Annotated in this window: 18 protein-coding genes; 14 read left to right on the top strand and 4 right to left on the bottom strand. The window is 70.6% G+C overall.

What is annotated here, in order from left to right:
* Window positions 1-36 precede the first annotated feature (36 nt).
* Together ACIQMV_RS00570 and ACIQMV_RS00565 are read right to left on the bottom strand one after the other, a co-directional pair.
* Entirely contained in the window at window positions 37-1,266 is a 1,230-nt protein-coding gene (locus ACIQMV_RS00570; RefSeq protein WP_402590051.1) for a DUF349 domain-containing protein, read from the bottom strand.
* Between the two features lie 146 nt (window positions 1,267-1,412).
* On the bottom strand, window positions 1,413-2,246 hold the full coding sequence (locus ACIQMV_RS00565; RefSeq protein ID WP_402590050.1) for a peptidylprolyl isomerase: 834 nt from the start codon (window positions 2,244-2,246) through the stop codon (window positions 1,413-1,415).
* A gap of 168 nt (window positions 2,247-2,414) precedes the next feature.
* On the opposite strand from ACIQMV_RS00565, the gene ACIQMV_RS00560 reads away from it, so the two are divergent.
* Both ACIQMV_RS00560 and hisS read left to right on the top strand, forming a co-directional pair.
* Window positions 2,415-3,128 carry an MBL fold metallo-hydrolase gene (locus tag ACIQMV_RS00560; RefSeq protein ID WP_225076235.1) on the top strand — a complete coding sequence of 238 codons (714 nt, stop codon included), beginning with the start codon at window positions 2,415-2,417 and terminating at the stop codon, window positions 3,126-3,128.
* Window positions 3,129-3,141: 13 nt separating this feature from the next.
* A complete protein-coding gene (gene hisS, locus ACIQMV_RS00555; protein WP_402590048.1) occupies window positions 3,142-4,404 on the top strand; it encodes a histidine--tRNA ligase in 1,263 nt (420 codons plus the stop codon).
* Window positions 4,405-4,482: 78 nt separating this feature from the next.
* Here the strand turns inward: hisS and ACIQMV_RS00550 are convergent, their stop codons facing one another.
* The gene (locus ACIQMV_RS00550) at window positions 4,483-5,328 is read right to left on the bottom strand and encodes an ABC transporter permease (RefSeq protein WP_402590046.1); all 846 of its coding nucleotides are present in this window, start codon (window positions 5,326-5,328) and stop codon (window positions 4,483-4,485) included.
* Window positions 5,328-6,185, bottom strand: coding sequence for an ABC transporter ATP-binding protein (locus ACIQMV_RS00545; protein ID WP_402590044.1), 858 nt, complete (start codon window positions 6,183-6,185; stop codon window positions 5,328-5,330). The genes ACIQMV_RS00550 and ACIQMV_RS00545 overlap by 1 nt, the downstream gene beginning before the upstream one ends.
* Before the next feature lie 143 nt (window positions 6,186-6,328).
* Here ACIQMV_RS00545 and ACIQMV_RS00540 point away from each other — a divergent pair, with 143 nt between their 5' ends.
* From ACIQMV_RS00540 to aroB, 12 genes are all read left to right on the top strand, one after another.
* A complete protein-coding gene (locus ACIQMV_RS00540) occupies window positions 6,329-6,985 on the top strand; it encodes a vitamin K epoxide reductase family protein (RefSeq protein WP_141362754.1) in 657 nt (218 codons plus the stop codon).
* Between the two features lie 58 nt (window positions 6,986-7,043).
* Window positions 7,044-8,399 (top strand): replication-associated recombination protein A, encoded by a 1,356-nt coding sequence (locus tag ACIQMV_RS00535; protein WP_402590042.1) that lies wholly within the window; start codon window positions 7,044-7,046, stop codon window positions 8,397-8,399.
* A 344-nt stretch (window positions 8,400-8,743) separates the two neighbouring features.
* Entirely contained in the window at window positions 8,744-9,358 is a 615-nt protein-coding gene (rpsD, locus tag ACIQMV_RS00530) for a 30S ribosomal protein S4 (RefSeq protein ID WP_100567868.1), read from the top strand.
* Window positions 9,359-9,545: 187 nt separating this feature from the next.
* On the top strand, window positions 9,546-9,995 hold the full coding sequence (locus ACIQMV_RS00525) for a DUF948 domain-containing protein (RefSeq protein ID WP_172633025.1): 450 nt from the start codon (window positions 9,546-9,548) through the stop codon (window positions 9,993-9,995).
* A 9-nt stretch (window positions 9,996-10,004) separates the two neighbouring features.
* Window positions 10,005-10,379 (top strand): hypothetical protein, encoded by a 375-nt coding sequence (locus ACIQMV_RS00520; RefSeq protein WP_225076241.1) that lies wholly within the window; start codon window positions 10,005-10,007, stop codon window positions 10,377-10,379.
* Window positions 10,379-13,051, top strand: coding sequence for an alanine--tRNA ligase (alaS, locus tag ACIQMV_RS00515; RefSeq protein WP_402590039.1), 2,673 nt, complete (start codon window positions 10,379-10,381; stop codon window positions 13,049-13,051). The genes ACIQMV_RS00520 and alaS overlap by 1 nt, the downstream gene beginning before the upstream one ends.
* Window positions 13,052-13,064: 13 nt before the next feature.
* The gene (ruvX, locus tag ACIQMV_RS00510; RefSeq protein ID WP_141362764.1) at window positions 13,065-13,529 is read left to right on the top strand and encodes a Holliday junction resolvase RuvX; all 465 of its coding nucleotides are present in this window, start codon (window positions 13,065-13,067) and stop codon (window positions 13,527-13,529) included.
* Window positions 13,530-13,651: 122 nt separating this feature from the next.
* Window positions 13,652-15,433 (top strand): endolytic transglycosylase MltG, encoded by a 1,782-nt coding sequence (gene mltG / locus ACIQMV_RS00505; RefSeq protein WP_402590036.1) that lies wholly within the window; start codon window positions 13,652-13,654, stop codon window positions 15,431-15,433.
* Entirely contained in the window at window positions 15,414-16,253 is an 840-nt protein-coding gene (locus ACIQMV_RS00500) for a shikimate dehydrogenase (RefSeq protein WP_402590034.1), read from the top strand. Before mltG ends, ACIQMV_RS00500 begins: the two co-directional genes overlap by 20 nt.
* 253 nt (window positions 16,254-16,506) lie before the next feature.
* Window positions 16,507-17,691: a chorismate synthase gene (aroC, locus tag ACIQMV_RS00495; RefSeq protein WP_401871423.1), complete on the top strand. Its 1,185-nt coding sequence runs from the start codon at window positions 16,507-16,509 to the stop codon at window positions 17,689-17,691.
* Window positions 17,688-18,206: a shikimate kinase gene (locus ACIQMV_RS00490; protein ID WP_402590032.1), complete on the top strand. Its 519-nt coding sequence runs from the start codon at window positions 17,688-17,690 to the stop codon at window positions 18,204-18,206. The genes aroC and ACIQMV_RS00490 overlap by 4 nt, the downstream gene beginning before the upstream one ends.
* Window positions 18,203-19,294: a 3-dehydroquinate synthase gene (gene aroB / locus ACIQMV_RS00485; RefSeq protein ID WP_141362774.1), complete on the top strand. Its 1,092-nt coding sequence runs from the start codon at window positions 18,203-18,205 to the stop codon at window positions 19,292-19,294. The genes ACIQMV_RS00490 and aroB overlap by 4 nt, the downstream gene beginning before the upstream one ends.
* Window positions 19,295-19,568: the final 274 nt, after the last annotated feature.

Here is a 19,568-nt window from a genome sequence, read left to right as displayed (position 1 = left end):
CAGTGGAAGCGTCGCCGGATCCAGGCGGACCCAGGATCAGCCGCCGAACTCCTGGAGGCCCTTCAGAGCCTGGTCCAGGAGCGCCTGGCGGCCGTCAAGCTCCTTCTCGAGCTTGTCGGCCCTGGAGGAGTTGCCCTGGGCGCGGGCCTGCTCGATCTGCCCCCGCAGCTTGTCCACGGCGGCCTGGAGCTGACCGGTCAGACCCTCGGCACGGGCCCGCGCCTCCGGGTTCGTCCGGCGCCACTCGGCCTCCTCGGCCTCCTGGATGGCCCGGTCGACCGTCTGCATCCGACCCTCCACCCGCGGACGGGCGTCGCGCGGCACATGGCCGATGGTCTCCCAGCGCTCGTTGATCGAGCGGAAGGCGGCGCGGGCGGCCTTCAGGTCCGTGATCGGCAGGAGCTTCTCGGCCTCTCCGGCCAGCTCCTCCTTCAGCTTCAGGTTCTCGGCCTGTTCGGCGTCCCGCTCGGCGAACACCGAGCTGCGGGCGGCGAAGAAGACGTCCTGGGCACCGCGGAAGCGGTTCCACAGGTCGTCCTCGTGCTCGCGCTGGGCACGGCCGGCTGCCTTCCACTCCGTCATCAGCTCGCGGTAGCGGGCCGAGGTGGGACCCCAGTCCGTCGAGCCCGACAGCGCCTCGGCCTCGGCGACCAGCCGCTCCTTGGCCTTGCGTGCGTCCTCGCGCTGCGCGTCCAGCTGCGCGAAGTGCGCCTTGCGCCGCTTGGAGAACGCCGACCGGGCGTGCGAGAAGCGGTGCCACAGCTCGTCGTCGGACTTGCGGTCCAGACGCGGCAGCCCCTTCCAGGTGTCCACCAGCGCGCGCAGCCGCTCCCCGGCCGCCCGCCACTGATCGGAACGGGCCAGCTCCTCGGCCTCCGTGACCAGCGCCTCCTTGGCGTGCCGGGCCTCGTCCGCCTGCCGGGCGCGCTGCGCCTTGCGCTCCTCACGGCGTGCCTCGACCGTCCCGACCAGCTTGTCCAGGCGGGCACGCAACACGTCCAGGTCGCCGACCGCGTGGTGCGCGTCGATCTGCTCCCGCAGATGGCCGACGGCGGCCTGGGCGTCCTTGGCCGACAGGTCGGTGGTCTGCACTCGCTTCTCGAGGAGGCCGATCTCGACAACCAGGCCCTCGTACTTGCGCTCGAAGTAGGCCAGCGCCTCCTCAGGGGAGCCGGCCTGCCAGGAACCGACGACCTGCTCGCCATCGGCCGTACGCACGTACACGGTCCCCGTCTCGTCGACGCGGCCCCACGGGTCGCTGCTCACAGCGCCTCCTCCACATGATGCCTGCGGAGGGCCTCGAAGCTCCCCCGGGCATCGTCCACAGTTTCGTCACCGCCAACATAGGCGACCGGCGGGTGGCCTGTCCGCATCCAGCGCGACCGAAATTTCCCAGCCGGTCGTCGCTGCCGTCAGGACTTCGTCACCGTCGCCTTGTTGATCACCACGGTCGCGTTCGGGGCGGTGTTGCCCGTCTCCGGATCGGCGGGCTCCGCCCCTGCGTCAGCGATCTTCTTCAGCACCTTCATACCCGACTCGGAGACGGTGCCGAAAGGCGTGTAGCTGGGCGGGAGAGGACTGTCCTGGTACACCAGGAAGAACTGGCTTCCACCGGAGTGCGCCTGCCCCGTGTTGGCCATTGCCACGGTGCCCGCCGGATAGACGTCGCCCTTCAGGCTTTTGTCCTTGAGGTTCTCGTCGGGAATCGTGTATCCGGGACCGCCCCGGCCCGTACCCTCCGGGTCGCCGCACTGCAGGACATAGATGCCCTCGGCGGTGAGCCGGTGGCACTTGGTGTGGTCGAAGAAGCCCTTTCCGGCCAGGAAGTCGAAGGAGTTCACGGTGTGCGGTGCCGCGGACGCCTTCAGGTCCAGGTCCATCCCGCCGCACGTGGTGTCGAGCGTCATCGTGTACTTCGCCGACTTGTCGATGGACATCGCCGGTTCCTTGGCCCAGCTCAGCTTCTTCACCGAGCCCGCGGCCGGCTTCGCGCACGGGTCCGGCGCCTTGCTGGTGGCCGAGGCGCTCGGGGTGACCTCGGCGCTCGCGTTGGCCTTGTCGCCCTTGCCGTTCTTCAGCACCCCGGTCGTGTACAGCGCGACACTGCCGATCAGGACCACGCCCAGTACCGACGCGATCACGGAGGTGCGTGCGCGTGACTTGCGCCGCGCGGCGGTGCGCCGCTGCTGCTGCCGCAAGAACTTCTCCCGGGCGAGCTGACGCCGCCGCTGCTCCTGGCTGACCACCGCGTTCTCTCCTCATGCGTCTCGTGTGTCCACCGGTCACGGGTGCGTCGCCCGAGGCGTCCACCCGCGTGTGCCCGTACCGTATATGGGTTACCTGAGGATCCGGCAGCGCCGGTAGGCTCTGACAACAGCTGTAGCCGCCCGTAATCGACACAACGAAGGACGATCGTGCTCATTGCCGGGTTCCCCGCCGGGGCCTGGGGGACGAACTGCTACCTCGTCGCCCCCGCCGCCGGTGAGGAGTGCGTGATCATCGACCCCGGCCACCAGGCCGCCCAAGGCGTCGAGGAAGCGGTCAGGAAGCATCGGCTCAAGCCCGTCGCCGTCGTTCTCACCCACGGCCACATCGACCACGTGGCCTCGGTCGTCCCGGTGTGCGGCGCGCACGACGTACCGGCCTGGATCCACCCGGCCGACCGGTACATGATGAGCGACCCCGAGAAGGCGCTCGGCCGTTCCATCGGCATGCCGCTCATGGGCGAGCTGACCGTGGGGGAGCCGGACGACGTGAAGGAACTGGCCGACGGCGCCGAGCTGAAGCTGGCCGGCCTGGAGTTCTCCGTCGCGCACGCGCCCGGCCATACCAAGGGGTCGGTGACCTTCCGGATGCCCGGGGCCGCGGACATCCCGCCGGTCTTCTTCTCCGGGGATCTGCTGTTCGCCGGCTCCATCGGACGCACCGACCTGCCCGGCGGTGACACGGCCGAGATGCTCGACTCGCTGGCCCGCGTGTGCCTGCCGCTCGACGACTCGACCGTGGTGCTGTCCGGCCACGGCCCCCAGACGACCATCGGCCGGGAGCGCGCCACCAATCCCTATCTGCGGCAGGTGGCCGCCGGCCCGGGAGCGGACCTGGACGACGCTCCCCGACGAGGAATGTGACGAGAGACCTTCCGTGAGCACCTTCAAGGCCCCCAAGGGCACGTACGACCTGATCCCGCCGGACTCCGCGAAGTACCTGGCGGTCCGCGAGGCGATCGCCGCCCCGCTGCGCAACTCCGGCTACGGCTACATCGAGACCCCCGGCTTCGAGAACGTGGAGCTGTTCGCACGCGGCGTCGGCGAGTCCACCGACATCGTGACCAAGGAGATGTACGCCTTCGAGACCAAGGGCGGCGACAAGCTCGCCCTGCGCCCCGAGGGCACCGCCTCCGTGCTCCGCGCCGCCCTGGAGGCCAACCTCCACAAGGCCGGCAACCTGCCGGTCAAGCTGTGGTACTCCGGCTCCTACTACCGCTACGAGCGCCCCCAGAAGGGCCGTTACCGCCACTTCTCGCAGGTCGGCGCGGAGGCGATCGGGGCGGAGGACCCGGCGCTCGACGCCGAGCTGATCATCCTGGCCGACCAGGCCTACCGTTCGCTGGGCCTGAGCAACTTCCGCATCCTGCTCAACAGCCTGGGCGACAAGGAGTGCCGTCCGGTCTACCGGGCCGCCCTCCAGGACTTCCTGCGCGGCCTGGACCTGGACGAGGACACCCGCACCCGGATCGACATCAACCCGCTGCGCGTCCTGGACGACAAGCGGGAGTCGGTGCAGAAGCAGCTGACGGGCGTCCCGCTACTGCGCGACTACCTGTGCGACGGCTGCAAGGCGTACCACGAGGAAGTGCGGGCGCTGCTGGAGGCCCAGGGAGTCGCCTTCGAGGACGACGCCAAGCTGGTCCGCGGACTCGACTACTACACCCGCACCACCTTCGAGTTCGTGCACGACGGGCTCGGGTCCCAGTCCGCGGTGGGCGGCGGCGGCCGGTACGACGGCCTGTCCGAGATGATCGGCGGCCCCGCGCTGCCGTCGGTGGGCTGGGCGCTGGGCGTGGACCGTACGGTCCTGGCCCTGGAGGCGGAGGGAGTCGACCTCCCAATCCCGTCGGCCACCAGCGTGTTCGCGGTCCCGCTCGGCGAGGAGGCACGCCGGGTGCTGTTCGCGAAGGTCTCCGAACTGCGCAAGGTGGGCATCGCCGCCGACTTCTCCTACGGCCACAAGGGCCTCAAGGCCGCCATGAAGGCGGCCAACCGGTCCGGTGCCCGCTTCACGCTCGTCGCCGGTGAGCGCGACCTCGCCGACGGCGTCGTCCAGCTCAAGGAGATGGAGTCCGGAGAGCAGACGGCGATCGCGGTCAACGAGATCGTCGCGGAACTGGAATCCCGTCTCGGCTGACGCTCCTCACGCAAGGGCGCCGGTGCTTGTCCGGGCACCGGCGCCCTTCGCCGTCCCGGCCGCGGCCGCCTCCCGGACTCAGCCCGCCCGCCGGTCCTTCCAGCGGAACGTCAGCAGGCAGAGCACCAGTCCGCCGGCGCACCAGGCCGCGAGCACCAGGGCGATCCGCCCGAACTCCCAGCTCCCCGCCTGTTCCAGCACCCGCGCCGAGTCCGGCAGGAACACCCCGCGCAGGCCCTGGCACAGCCACTTCAGCGGGAAGAGGGCGCCGACGTTCAGCATCCAGCCGGGGAGGGCGTCGACCAGGATGTAGACCCCGGAGATGAACTGGAGCACCAGGAACGGCAGCACGACCACCGAGGCGGCGCTCTTCGCCGACCTGGGCACCGAACTGATCGCGATGCCCAGCAGCGCGCACCCGGTCAGGCCGAGCACGAAGATCCACGCGAAGTGGAACCACCGGGTCGCGTCCGAGGGTAGCCGGACGCCGTACAGCGTGGTGCCGACGAGCAGCAGGATCGCCGTCTCCAGCAGGCCGGTGAAGAGAACCAGCCAGATTTTCCCCAGGAAGTACGCCGTCGGCGGCATCGGCGTGCCGCTCAGCCGGCGCAGCGCCTTCTCGTCCCGTTCGACCGCGATCGATATGCCCAGGGACTGGAAGCTGGTCGACATGATGCCCGAGGCCAGCATCGAGGAGACGTAGAGCTGCGAGGCGGTGACGCCGGTGCCGCTGACGTCGTCGTGGAAGATCGACGCGAACAGGAACAGGAACACCACCGGGAAGGCGAAGGTGAACACCACCTGCTCGCGCTGCCGGAAGAACTGCCTGATCTCCAGGGCGCCCCGGTGCAGCCCGATGCCCCACGCCCCGGGCAGCCGCGCGGCCGCCGCCCCGGCGCGGGTCCGTCCGGTCGTCGAGGTCATCACGCGTCCTCCTGTCCGGTCAGCCGGAGATAGACGTCCTCCAGCGTGGGGCGGCCCACCCGCAGGCCCGGTATCTCTCCGTCGAAGCGACGCATCAGGCCGGCGACTGTCCTGGTGGGGGTGCCGGTGTGCTCGGTGCGCGGGGTGCCGTCGGGGTCCGTCCACTCGACGGTGGCACCGGTGGCGTGCCGTTCCCGCAGCTCGCGGGAGGTGCCCTCGGCGACGATCCGGCCTCGGGCGACCACCGCCAGCCGATCCGCGAGGACCTCCGCCTCCTCCAGGTAGTGCGTGGTCAGCAGGATCGTCGTGCCCTCCTGCGCGAGCGTGCGGATCAGCGTCCAGAACCGGCGCCGCGCCGCCGGGTCGAAACCGGTCGTCGGCTCGTCCAGGAGCAGCAGCTCCGGGCCGCCGATCACCCCGAGGGCCACGTCCAGCCGACGCCGCTGGCCACCCGACAGCGCCTTGATCCGGCTCCCCGCCTTCGCCTCCAGACCCACCAGGGCGATGACCTCCTCCGGGTCGCGCGGCCGGGGGTAGTACCGGGCGAAGTGCCGCACGGTCTCGCGGACCGTCAACTCGGCGGGCGCCGATTCGTCCTGCCAGACGATTCCGACGCGCGAGCGCCACGCGCGCGTGGCGCTCGCCGGGTCCGCCCCCAGGACCGAGACCTCGCCCGCGTCCCGTGAGCGGTGGCCCTGGATGATCTCCACCGTGGTGCTCTTGCCCGCGCCGTTGGGTCCGAGCAGCCCCAGGACCTCGCCCTTCCTGATCGCCAGGTCCATTCCGTCGACCGCGGTGACGTCCCCGTACCGCTTGCGCAGCCCCCGTACGTGCACCGCGAGTTCGTTTCGCGTCATGGTCCGAGCATCGTCCGGAACCGAACGTTCGGATCCGGCCGTGCACACCTTCGTGTCACCACCTGACGGTGTTCACACACGCACGTGCGGCACAATGGCCGTGCCCGAAGAAGGTCCAACTCACAAGTGACGGAATCGGCGTGATGAGCAAGACGACAGTCAAACACGTCTCCGCGGAGCCCGAGCCGGAGCGCGCGGTGACCGCGCCGCGGACGGTGGGCGGCAGCCGCGCCTTCGCGCTGCTGCTGGTGATCACCGGAGCGGCCGGTCTGCTCGCCGCGTGGATCATCACGATCGACAAGCAGAAGATCCTCGAAGGCAAGCTCAGCGGCAAGACCTTCACCCCGAGCTGCAGCCTCAACCCGATCGTGTCCTGCGGCAGCGTCATGGAGAGCAAGCAGGCCACCGTCTTCGGGTTCCCCAACCCGCTGCTCGGCCTGGTCGCCTACGGCATCGTCATCTGCGTCGGCATGAGCCTGCTCGCCCGCACCACCTTCCCGCGCTGGTACTGGCTGACCTTCAACTTCGGCACGCTCTTCGGCGTCTGCTTCGTCACCTGGCTCCAGTTCCAGTCGCTGTACCGCATCAACGCGCTGTGCCTGTGGTGCTCGCTGGCCTGGGTGGCCACGATCGTCATGTTCTGGTACGTGACCTCCTTCAACATCCGCAACGACTTCCTGCCCGCCCCGCGCCCGGTGAAGAACTTCCTCGCCGAGTTCACCTGGGTGCTGCCGGTCACGCACTGCGGTGTCATCGTCATGCTGATCCTGACCCGCTGGGGCACCAGCCTCTGGGCCTGAGCCGGAGCGGTGATCACCGTCCGGCCACGTTGTCGGTGGTGTGCCATAGGGTTTCAGCGTGGAGCCCGACCTGTTCACCGCCGCAAGTGAAGAACGCCAGGAGAAGGACCCGGCCGCGAGTCCCCTGGCGGTCCGGATGCGCCCGCGCACCCTCGACGAGGTGGTGGGCCAGCAGCACCTGCTCAAGCCGGGCTCGCCGCTGCGCCGGCTGGTCGGCGAGGGCGCGGGCGGCCCTGCGGGACCCTCCTCGGTGATCCTGTGGGGCCCGCCCGGCACCGGCAAGACCACCCTGGCGTACGTGGTCTCCAAGGCCACCAACAAGCGCTTCGTGGAGCTGTCGGCGATCACCGCGGGCGTCAAGGAGGTCCGCGCGGTCATCGACGGCGCCCGCCGCGCCTCCGGCGGGTACGGCAAGGAGACCGTCCTCTTCCTGGACGAGATCCACCGTTTCAGCAAGGCCCAGCAGGACTCCCTGCTCCCGGCGGTCGAGAACCGCTGGGTGACCCTGATCGCGGCCACCACGGAGAACCCGTACTTCTCGGTGATCTCCCCGCTGCTCTCCCGCTCGCTCCTGCTCACCCTCGAACCGCTCACCGACGACGACGTGCGCGGTCTGCTCCGCCGCGCGCTCACCGACGAGCGCGGCCTGAGGTCGGCCGTCGGCCTCCCCGAGGACACCGAGAGCCATCTGCTGCGCATCGCCGGCGGCGACGCCCGCCGCGCCCTGACCGCCCTGGAGGCCGCCGCCGGGGCCGCCCTCGACAAGGGCGAGAGCGAGATCGGCCTGACCACGCTCGAGGAGACCGTCGACCGGGCCGCGGTGAAGTACGACCGCGACGGCGACCAGCACTACGATGTCGCCAGCGCCCTGATCAAGTCCATCCGAGGCTCCGATGTCGACGCCGCCCTGCACTACCTGGCCCGGATGATCGAGGCCGGCGAGGACCCCCGGTTCATCGCCCGCCGCCTGATGATCTCCGCCAGTGAGGACATCGGGCTGGCCGACCCGCACGCGCTGCCCACGGCGGTCGCCGCCGCCCAGGCCGTCGCCATGATCGGCTTCCCCGAGGCCGCCCTGACCCTCAGCCACACCACCATCGCCCTGGCCCTCGCCCCCAAGTCCAACTCGGCGACCACGGCCATCGGCGCAGCCCTGGACGACGTACGCAAGGGACAGGCCGGACCGGTCCCGCCCCATCTGCGGGACGGGCACTACAAGGGCGCGGCCAAGCTCGGGCACGCGCAGGGGTACGTCTATCCGCACGACCTGCCCGAGGGCATCGCCGCCCAGCAGTACGCGCCGGACGCCCTGAAGGACCGCGAGTACTACTCCCCGGGACGGCACGGCGCCGAGGCGCGGTACGCGGACGCGGTGGAGTGGACCCGCAAGCACCTCGGTCGGAAGCGGTCCTGAGCGCCCTGTAGACTGCCGGGAAGCGCTGAGTTCCGTGTCCGGAACCCCGAAAGGGGAACCGGCGCCACCAGAGCGGGACATTCAGCCGGAACTCCGCCGTTCCAGGACGGCGGGGATCCAGGAGCGTCGCGCACCGTCGAACGGTGTCGCGGGCAGCCCACCACCACCCGGAGCTCCGGGAGCGGTCGGTGGGCCACTCGCGTGCTGCACGTATGTGCCCAGACCAGGGGAGCGGCTGCCCACCAGGCCCGGCAGGGCCCCGGAGGGTTTCCCCGGCTGCGGATGCGACCTCCCCTAACCCTGGTGAAGCCGTATTCGCACAGAAAAAGCGAGGTGTTTGGTTCATGGCGAACCAGTCCCGCCCCAAGGTCAAGAAGTCGCGTGCCCTCGGCATCGCGCTGACCCCGAAGGCCGTCAAGTACTTCGAGGCGCGTCCCTACCCGCCGGGTGAGCACGGCCGTGGCCGCAAGCAGAACTCGGACTACAAGGTCCGTCTGCTGGAGAAGCAGCGTCTGCGTGCTCAGTACGACGTCAGCGAGCGTCAGCTGGTCCGCGCCTACGAGCGTGCCGCCAAGACGTCGATGAAGACCGGTGAAGCCCTGGTCATCGACCTCGAGAAGCGTCTTGACGCCCTGGTGCTGCGTTCGGGCATCGCCCGCACGATCTACCAGGCCCGCCAGATGGTCGTCCACGGCCACATCCAGGTCAACGGCAAGAAGGTCGACAAGCCGTCCTTCCAGGTCCGTCCCGACGACGTGGTCCAGGTCCGCGAGCGCAGCCGCGAGAAGACCCTCTTCCAGGTTTCCCGCGAGGGTGGCTTCGCCCCCGACGGCGAGACCCCGCGCTACCTCCAGGTGAACCTCAAGGCCCTGGCGTTCCGCCTGGACCGCGAGCCGAACCGCAAGGAGATCCCGGTGATCTGCGACGAGCAGCTCGTCGTCGAGTACTACGCCCGCTGATCACCGGCAGGCCGTAGCACCACAGCACCACCCGGCCCGCCGTCTCCCCGCCCTTCCGGGCGGGCGGGACGGCGGGCTCGCTCGTTCCACCGGCGCACGGGCGCGAAATCCGGTACGGAGCCCCACCCTCGGCGCGATAGGCTCGGTGCACGACTTTCTCGATGTACAGGCACGTTTCAGGGAGCGGGTGCGCACAGTGTCCGGTGGAGAGGTGGCCGGGATCCTGGTGGCCGTGTTCTGGGCGATCCTGGTCTCCTTCCTCGCGGTCGCACTGGCGAGGCTGGCCCAGACGCTCAAGGCGACCACCCGGCTCGTGGCGGACGTGACCGACCAGGCAGTTCCGCTGCTGGCCGATGCCTCCCAGGCGGTGCGCTCCGCACAGAGCCAGATCGACCGTGTCGACGCGATCGCCTCCGACGTCCAGGAGGTCACGTCCAACGCCTCCGCGTTGTCGACCACCGTCGCCTCCACCTTCGGCGGTCCGCTGGTCAAGGTCGCGGCCTTCGGATACGGCGTGCGCCGGGCGCTCGGCGGCCGCAAGGAGGACGTGCCCGGCAAGGCGTCGAGGCGTACCGTGATCGTGGGCCGCACCGTCCCGGCCGCGCGGCGGGGGAAGCGGAACAACCGGGAGAAGTAAGGACTAGCGATGTTCCGCCGTACGTTCTGGTTCACCACTGGTGTCGCCGCCGGAGTGTGGGCCACCACCAAGGTCAACCGCAAACTCAGGCAGCTGACCCCCGAGAGCCTCGCCGCGACCGCGGCGACCAAGGCGGTCGAGGCGGGTCACCGGCTCAAGGACCGCGCCCTCGGCTTCGCGCTCGACGTCCGCGACAACATGGCCCAGCGGGAGGCCGAACTCGGCGAGGCCCTGGGCCTGAACGCCCCGGTCGACCCGGAACTGCCCCCGTCCAGGCGGTACACCGCCATCGAGAACCGCAATCACCCGAAGTACGTCGAGGGCCCGGCGTCCTCGGAACACCCCTACACGACGTACTCGTACAACCGGAATGAGGACCACTGATGGAGTCGGCTGAGATCCGCCGCCGCTGGCTGAGCTTCTTCGAGGAGCGCGGGCACACCGTCGTCCCTTCGGCGTCGCTCATCGCGGACGACCCGACTCTGCTCCTCGTCCCGGCCGGCATGGTGCCCTTCAAGCCCTACTTCCTGGGTGAGGTCAAGCCGCCCTTCCCGCGCGCCACCAGCGTGCAGAAGTGCGTGCGCACGCCCGACATCGAAGAGGTCGGCAAGACCACCCGGCACGGCACCTTCTTCCAGATGTGCGGCAACTTCTCCTTCGGGGACTACTTCAAGGAGGGCGCCGTCAAGCTCGCCTGGGAGCTGCTCACCTCGCCCCAGGACAAGGGCGGTTACGGCCTGGAGCCGGAGAAGCTCTGGATCACCGTCTACCAGGACGACGACGAGGCCGAGCGGATCTGGCACGAGGTCGTCGGCGTGCCCAAGGAGCGCATCCAGCGCCTGGGCAAGAAGGACAACTTCTGGTCCATGGGCGTTCCCGGCCCGTGCGGCCCCTGCTCCGAGATCAACTACGACCGCGGCCCCGAGTTCGGCGTCGAGGGCGGCCCCGCCGTCAACGACGAGCGGTACGTGGAGATCTGGAACCTCGTCTTCATGCAGTACGAGCGCGGCGAGGGCACCGGCAAGGACAACTTCGAGATCCTCGGCGACCTGCCGAGCCAGAACATCGACACCGGGCTCGGCCTGGAGCGGCTCGCCATGATTCTGCAGGGCGTGCAGAACATGTACGAGATCGACACCTCCATGGCCGTCATCGGCAAGGCCACCGAGCTCACCGGTGTCGCCTACGGCGACGCCCACGACTCGGACGTGGCGCTGCGCGTGGTCACCGACCACATGCGCACCGCCACCATGCTCATCGGCGACGGCGTCACCCCCGGCAACGAGGGCCGTGGCTACGTCCTGCGCCGCATCATGCGCCGCGCCATCCGCAACATGCGCCTGCTGGGCGCCACCGGTCCGGTCGTCAAGGACCTGATCGACGTGGTGATCGGCATGATGGGGCAGCAGTACCCCGAGCTGATCACCGACCGCGAGCGGATCGAGAAGGTCGCCCTCGCCGAGGAGGCCCGCTTCCTCAAGACCCTCAACGCCGGTACGAACGTGCTGGACGGCGCCGTCGCCGAGACCAAGGCCGCCGGCTCCGCCGTGCTGCCCGGCGACAAGGCCTTCCTGCTCCACGACACCTGGGGCTTCCCGATCGACCTCACCCTGGAGATGGCCGCCGAGCAGGGCCTGTCCGTGGACGAGGAGGGCTTCCGCCGCCTGATGAAGGAGCAGCGGGAGCGCGCCAAGGCCGACGCCCAGGCCAAGAAGACCGGCCATGCCGACGTCGGCGCCTACCGTGAGATCGCCGACTCCGCCGGTGAGACCGACTTCATCGGGTACACCGACACCGAGGGCGAGTCCACGATCGTCGGCATCCTCGTCGACGGCGCCTCCTCCCCGGCCGCCACCGAGGGCGACGAGGTCGAGATCGTCCTCGACCGCACCCCCTTCTACGCCGAGGGCGGCGGTCAGATCGGCGACACCGGCCGCATCAAGGTCGACTCCGGCGCCGTCATCGAGGTCCGCGACTGCCAGAAGCCGGTCCCGGGCGTGTACGTCCACAAGGGCGTCGTCCAGGTCGGCGAGGTCACCGTCGGCGCCAAGGCCCAGGCTTCGATCGACTTCCGCCGCCGCAAGGCCATCGCCCGCGCCCACTCCGCCACGCACCTGACCCACCAGGCCCTGCGTGACGCCCTCGGCCCGACGGCCGCCCAGGCCGGCTCCGAGAACCAGCCCGGCCGCTTCCGCTTCGACTTCGGCTCCCCGTCCGCCGTCCCGACGGCCGTGATGACCGACGTCGAGCAGAAGATCAACGAGGTGCTCGCCCGCGATCTGGACGTGCACGCCGAGGTCATGGGCATCGACGAGGCCAAGAAGCAGGGCGCCATCGCCGAGTTCGGCGAGAAGTACGGCGAGCGTGTGCGCGTGGTGACCATCGGTGACTTCTCCAAGGAGCTGTGCGGCGGCACCCACGTGCACAACACCGCCCAGCTGGGCCTGGTGAAGCTGCTCGGCGAGTCGTCGATCGGCTCCGGTGTGCGCCGTATCGAGGCCCTGGTCGGCGTGGACGCCTACAACTTCCTGGCCCGTGAGCACACGGTCGTCGCCCAGCTCCAGGAGCTGATCAAGGGCCGCCCGGAGGAGTTGCCGGAGAAGGTCTCCGCCATGCTCGGCAAGCTGAAGGACGCCGAGAAGGAGATCGAGAAGTTCCGCGCCGAGAAGGTGCTTCAGGCCGCCGCCGGTCTCGCCGAGTCCGCCAAGGACGTCCGCGGTGTGGCCGTCGTGACCGGCCGGGTCCCGGACGGCACCACGCCGGACGACCTGCGCAAGCTGGTGCTCGACGTGCGCGGCCGGATCCAGGGCGGCCGGGCCGTCGTCGTCGCCCTGTTCACGGTGAACAACGGCAAGCCGCTCACGGTGATCGCCACCAACGAGGCCGCCCGCGAGCGCGGCCTGAAGGCCGGTGACCTGGTCCGCACGGCCGCCAAGACCCTCGGCGGCGGCGGTGGCGGCAAGCCGGACGTCGCCCAGGGCGGCGGACAGAACCCGGCCGCCGTCGGCGAGGCCGTTGACGCCGTGGAGCGGCTCGTGGCCGAGACGGCGAAGTAGGGCGGCCGAAGCGATGCGCAGAGGACGTCGGCTCGCGATCGACGTCGGGGACGCCCGGATCGGGGTCGCCTCGTGCGACCCCGACGGGATCCTCGCCACCCCGGTGGAGACGGTCCCCGGCCGGGACGTCCCCGCGGCACACCGTCGGCTCGGGCAACTCGTCGCGGAGTACGAGCCGATCGAGGTCGTCGTCGGTCTCCCGCGCTCCCTCAAGGGGGGCGAGGGGCCGGCCGCGGTCAAGGTCCGCGCCTTCGCCGGCGAGCTGGCCAAGGGCATCGCCCCGGTGCCGGTCCGCCTGGTGGACGAGCGGATGACCACGGTGACGGCCAGTCAGGGACTGCGTGCCTCCGGGGTGAAATCCAAGAAGGGACGCTCCGTGATCGACCAGGCCGCGGCCGTCATCATCCTCCAACAAGCCCTGGAATCCGAACGAGTGTCAGGGAAAGCACCGGGCGAGGGCGTCGAAGTGGTCATCTGATCGCGATACGGTAACGTTCCGCGCGATGCGCCTGCGTTCGAACAGACGACGCACAGAAAGAGGCGGAACGGAAGCCGGGGCACACAGCCGTGTGACCGACGCCTCGCGGCTCTAGGGGATCGATGACTGAGTATGGCCGGGGTCCAGGCCCCGAACCGTGGCATCCGGAGGACCCGTTGTACGGGGACGGCGGATGGGGGGGACAGCAGGCCCACGCGGGCCCGCAGTCCCCCTACGGGGGTGGGCCGCAGCACCATCCGCAGCAGCCGCAGCAACAGCAGTACGGCGAGTGGGATCAGCAGCAGGCCGGCTACGACGGGCAGTACCAGCAGCAGCCCTACGGTGACCAGGGGCAGCAGCACTACGACCCGCAGGGGCAGCAGCACTACGGTCAGCAGGGGCAGCAGCAGTACGACCAGCAGCCCTACGGTGACCAGGGTCAGCAGCAGTACGACCAGCAGTACGCGGGCCACCTCCAGCAGCAGGGCTACGGCCAGGGCGGCTGGGACGGCTCCGGCGGGCAGCAGCAGCCGGCCTACCCCGGCGACCCGGCCGACCCGTACGGCCAGCAGGCCGCGTCCTACGGCGCGCAACAGCCCGATCATTACGGCACCCCCGAGGCCTACCCGCCGCCGGAGCCGCCGAGCCGTCGGCGCGCCGAGCCGGAGCCGCGGCCCGACTGGGACCCGGATCCCGAAGCCGAACAGGACGACCACGCGTTCTTCGCGGCCGGCGACGGCGAGGACGACGAGGACGGCGACGATCCGAACGAGGGCCGGGGACGGGGCGACCGCAAGGGCCGTGGCGGCAAGGGCAAGGACAAGAAGCGCCGCAGCGGCTGCGCCTGCCTGGTCGTCGCCCTGGTGTTCGGCGGAGGTACCGCCGGAGTCGTCTACTACGGCTACCAGTTCTACCAAGATCGTTTCGGCGCCGCCCCGGACTACGCGGGCGACGGAATCAACGAGATGGTCACCGTCGAAATCCCCAAGGGCGCGGGCGGCTACGACATCGGCCGGGCGCTGAAGGCGGCGGGCGTGGTCAAGAGCGTCGACGCCTTCGTGGCGGCGCAGTCGAAGAACCCCAATGGAGACCGGATCCAGGCGGGCGCCTATCTGCTGAAGAAGCAGATGTCCGCGGCGAGCGCCATCACGATGATGCTCGACCCCAAGAGCCAGAGCAATGTCCTGGTCAAGCCGGGCGAACGCAATGCCCTGGTCTACGAGGACATCGACAAGCAGCTGGAACTGGCCGCCGGCACCACGCAGAAGATCGCCGCGCGGCAGTACAAGGACCTCGGTCTGCCCAAGTGGGCCCAGAACAAGAGCCGGATCAAGGATCCGCTGGAGGGCTTCCTCTATCCGGGCACCTATCCCGCGGCCAAGGGCATGAAGCCCGAGGCGGTCCTGAAGGAAATGGTCAAACAGGCCGACGAGGTCTACGCCCGGTACAAGTTCGCCGACAAGGCGAAGGAACTGAACCTCGACGATCCGTTCCAGCTCGTCACGGTCGCGAGCCTGGTCCAGGCCGAGGGCAAGACGCACGACGACTTCCGCAAGATGGCGGAAGTGATCTACAACCGCCTGAAGCCGACCAACACCGAGACCAACCAGTTGCTGCAGTTCGACTCGACCTTCAATTACCTGAAGGGCCAGAGCAACATCCACATCAGCGAAAAAGAGATCAACAGCAACCAGGACCCGTACAACACCTACACCAACAAGGGCCTTCCGCCCGGACCGATCGGAAACCCCGGCGACGACGCGCTGAGGGCGGCATTGAATCCGACCCAGGACGGCTGGATCTATTTCGTGGCGACCGACGGCTTGCACAAGACGGAGTTCGCCAAGACGTACGCCGAATTCCTCAAGCTCAAGGACAAGTTCGATGCCACCAAGAGCAACTGACGCCCGTCGGGCGGCTGTGCTCGGTTCACCGATCGCCCACTCGCTCTCCCCGGTGCTGCACCGGGCGGCGTACGCGGAGCTGGGGCTCACGGACTGGTCGTACGACCGGTTCGAGATCGACGAGGCAGGCCTGCCCGCGTTCTTCGAGGGCCTGGGACCCGAGTGGGCCGGGCTGTCGCTGACCATGCCGCTGAAGCGGGCGGTCATCCCGCTGCTCGACGAGATCAGCGACACCGCCGCCTCCGTCGAGGCGGTCAACACGGTCGTGTTCACCGCGGACGGCCGCCGGGTCGGGGACAACACCGACGTGCCGGGCATGGTCGCCGCCCTGCGCGAGCACGGCGTCGAGCAGGTCGGCTCGGCGGCGATCCTCGGCGCCGGCGCCACCGCCTCCTCCGCGCTGGCCGCGCTCGCCCGCGTCTGCACCGGCGAGGTCGTCGCCTACGTCCGCAGCGACGCCCGCGCGGCCGAGATGCGGGAGTGGGGTGAGCGGCTGGACGTCGAGGTCCGCACGGCGGACTGGACGGACGCCGGGCAGGCCCTGAAGGCGCCGCTGGTGATCGCCACCACCCCGGCCGGGACGACGGACGCGCTCGTCGACGCCGTACCCGGACGGCCCGCCACGCTCTTCGACGTCCTCTACGACCCGTGGCCCACGCCGCTGGCGGCCCGCTGGTCCATGGCCGGCGGCGCCGTCGTCGGCGGCCTCGACCTGCTGGTGCACCAGGCGGTCCTCCAGGTCGAACAGATGACGGGCCACAGCCCGGCCCCCCTGCACGCCATGCGCGAAGCGGGCGAGAAGGCCCTCGCGGCCCGCTGACCAGGGCGCATCCCCTCCGGCGCAGAAGCGCCGGCCCTCGCGGCCCGGATGACCCACTCGCCGTGCGCCCGTGACGGGCCGACGGGAGTACGTGACATGCCGGTGCCACGGGGCGGGCCTGTGCGCCGCGCGTCCGACTGCTGGACCGGCGACCGGGGCCGACGTCCGGACGTGGGAGGATCGGAGGTGGCGGGCCAGGGCCGCGCACCCGGTCGCGCCGTCGCAGTTCCAGGCGCGAGCATGAGGAGCACCGTTGAGCAGGTTGCGCTGGCTGACCGCGGGGGAGTCCCACGGACCCGCACTCGTCGCCACGCTGGAGGGCCTTCCCGCCGGCGTGCCCGTCACCACGGAGATGGTGGCGGACCACCTCGCACGGCGGCGCCTGGGCTATGGGCGCGGTGCCCGGATGAAGTTCGAGCGGGACGAGGTCACCTTCCTCGGCGGGGTCCGGCACGGCCTCACCCTCGGCTCCCCGGTGGCCGTCATGGTGGGCAACACCGAGTGGCCCAAGTGGGAGAAGGTCATGGCCGCCGACCCGGTCGACCCGGCGGAGCTGGCCGAGCTCGCGCGCAACGCGCCGCTGACCCGGCCCCGGCCCGGGCACGCCGATCTGGCGGGCATGCAGAAGTACGGCTTCGACGAGGCCCGGCCGGTGCTGGAGCGGGCCTCCGCGCGCGAGACCGCGGCCCGTGTCGCGCTGGGCGCCGTGGCCCGGTCGTACCTGAAGGAGACCGCCGGCATCGAGATCGTCAGCCACGTCGTCGAGCTGGCCGCGGCCAAGGCGCCCTACGGCGTGTACCCGACCCCGGCGGACGTGGAGAAGCTGGACGCGGACCCGGTGCGCTGCCTGGACGCGGACGCCTCCAAGGCGATGGTCGCGGAGATCGACCAGGCCCACAAGGACGGCGACACGCTCGGCGGCGTGGTGGAGGTGCTGGCCTACGGCGTGCCGGTGGGCCTGGGCTCCCACGTGCACTGGGACCGGCGGCTCGACGCCCGGCTCGCGGCCGCGCTCATGGGCATCCAGGCGATCAAGGGCGTCGAGGTCGGCGACGGCTTCGGCCTGGCGCGGGTGCCCGGCTCCCAGGCCCACGACGAGATCGTCACGACCGACGAGGGCATCCGGCGTGCCACGGGCCGCTCCGGCGGCACCGAGGGCGGGCTGACCACGGGAGAGCTGCTGCGGGTGCGCGCCGCGATGAAGCCGATCGCGACCGTGCCGCGGGCCCTGCGGACCGTGGACGTCTCCACCGGCGAGTCCGCGCAGGCCCACCACCAGCGCTCCGACGTGTGCGCGGTGCCGGCCGCCGGCATCGTGGCCGAGGCCATGGTGGCCCTCGTCCTCGCCGACGCCGTCGCGGAGAAGTTCGGCGGCGACAGCGTGCCCGAGACCCGCCGCAACGTGCGGTCCTACCTCGAGAACCTGGCGATCCGGTGAGCGCCGAGCCGGTCGTCGTCCTGGTCGGACCCATGGGCGTCGGCAAGTCCACCGTCGGGCGGATGCTGGCCGACCGCCTCGGGATCGCCTACCGGGACGTCGACGACGACATCGTCGCGGAGCAGGGCCGCACCATCGCCGAGATCTTCGTCGACGAGGGCGAGCCGTTCTTCCGTGCCGTCGAGAAGGATGCGGTGCGCCGGGCGCTCGCCGGGCACGACGGCGTACTGGCCCTCGGCGGCGGCGCGATCCTGGACCCGGACACACGGGCCCTGATCGCCCGGCTGCCGGTCCTGTACCTGTCGATGGACGTCGAGGAGGCCGTCAGGCGCACCGGCCTGAACGTGGCCCGCCCGCTGCTCGCCGTGAACCCGCGCAAGCAGTGGCGCGAGTTGATGGAGGCCCGGCGGCACCTGTACGAGGAGGTCGCCACCGCGGTCGTGCCGACCGACGGGCGCACTCCCGAAGAGGTCACCCAAGCCGCCCTGGACGCACTGGAGTTGAAGGAAGTATGAGCGAGTCGGTCACGCGGATCCACATCGCCGGCACGGCCGGCACCGAGGCGTACGACGTCCTGGTGGGCCGCCGGCTCCTCGGTGAACTCACCGGCCTGGTCGGCGAGAAGGCCAAGCGGGTCGCCGTGATCCACCCCGAGGCGCTCGCCGAGACCGGGGACGCGCTCCGCGCCGACCTGGCCGAGCAGGGCTACGAGGCCGTCGCCATCCAGGTGCCGAACGCGGAGGAGGCCAAGACCGCGGAGGTCGCCGCCTACTGCTGGAAGGCGCTGGGCCAGTGCGGGTTCACCCGCACCGACGTCATCGTGGGCGTGGGCGGCGGCGCCACCACCGACCTGGCCGGGTTCGTGGCCGCGACCTGGCTGCGCGGGGTGCGCTGGATCGCCGTCCCGACCACCGTGCTGGCCATGGTGGACGCGGCCGTCGGCGGCAAGACCGGCATCAACACCGCCGAGGGCAAGAACCTCGTGGGAGCCTTCCACCCGCCCGCCGGTGTGCTGTGCGACCTGGCCGCGCTGGACTCCCTCCCGGTCAACGACTACGTGTCCGGGCTCGCGGAGGTCATCAAGGCCGGCTTCATCGCCGACCCGGTGATCCTCGACCTGATCGAGTCCGACCCCGAGGCCGCCCGCACCCCGGCCGGCCCGCACACCGCCGAACTCGTCGAGCGGTCCATCAGGGTCAAGGCGGACGTCGTCTCCGCCGACCTGAAGGAGTCGGGCCTGCGGGAGATCCTCAACTACGGCCACACGCTGGGCCACGCGATCGAGAAGAACGAGCGGTACAAGTGGCGGCACGGCGCCGCGGTCGCCGTCGGCATGCACTTCGCCGCCGAACTCGGCCGTCTGGCGGGCCGGTTGGACGACGCCACGGCCGACCGCCACCGCGCGGTCCTCGAATCGGTGGGCCTGCCGCTGCACTACCGCTACGACCAGTGGCCCAAGCTGCTGGAGACGATGAAGGTCGACAAGAAGTCCCGCGGCGACCTGCTGCGCTTCATCGTCCTGGACGGCCTCGCCAAGCCCACCGTCCTGGAGGGCCCCGACCCGGCCGTGCTGCTCGCCGCGTACGGCGAGGTCGGACAGTAAGTCCCACCGAGCGGCATCCGCCCCGTTCTGCCTGCCGCGACGGGCACTTCGGACCGCGCCCGGCCGTTCACCATATGGCGGCCGGGGACGGTACCGTTCGGTAGGCGGCGGGGCTGGGACCCGCTGCCGGCGCCAATTGCCCCGTACGAGACGGAGTCGCACCGGATGCAGCACGCAGTGGGTTCACCGCTGCCGCCGCCCCGCCAGCCGGGGCACGGACCGGCCGCCGGCTGGGCGCCGGACGCACATCACCCGGGGCCGCGGCACCCGGGCG

This window comes from Streptomyces sp. NPDC091412 (genome assembly GCF_044756885.1).
Classification (GTDB): Bacteria; Actinomycetota; Actinomycetes; order Streptomycetales; family Streptomycetaceae; genus Streptomyces.
This window is presented reverse-complemented; position numbering and strand designations above follow the sequence as displayed.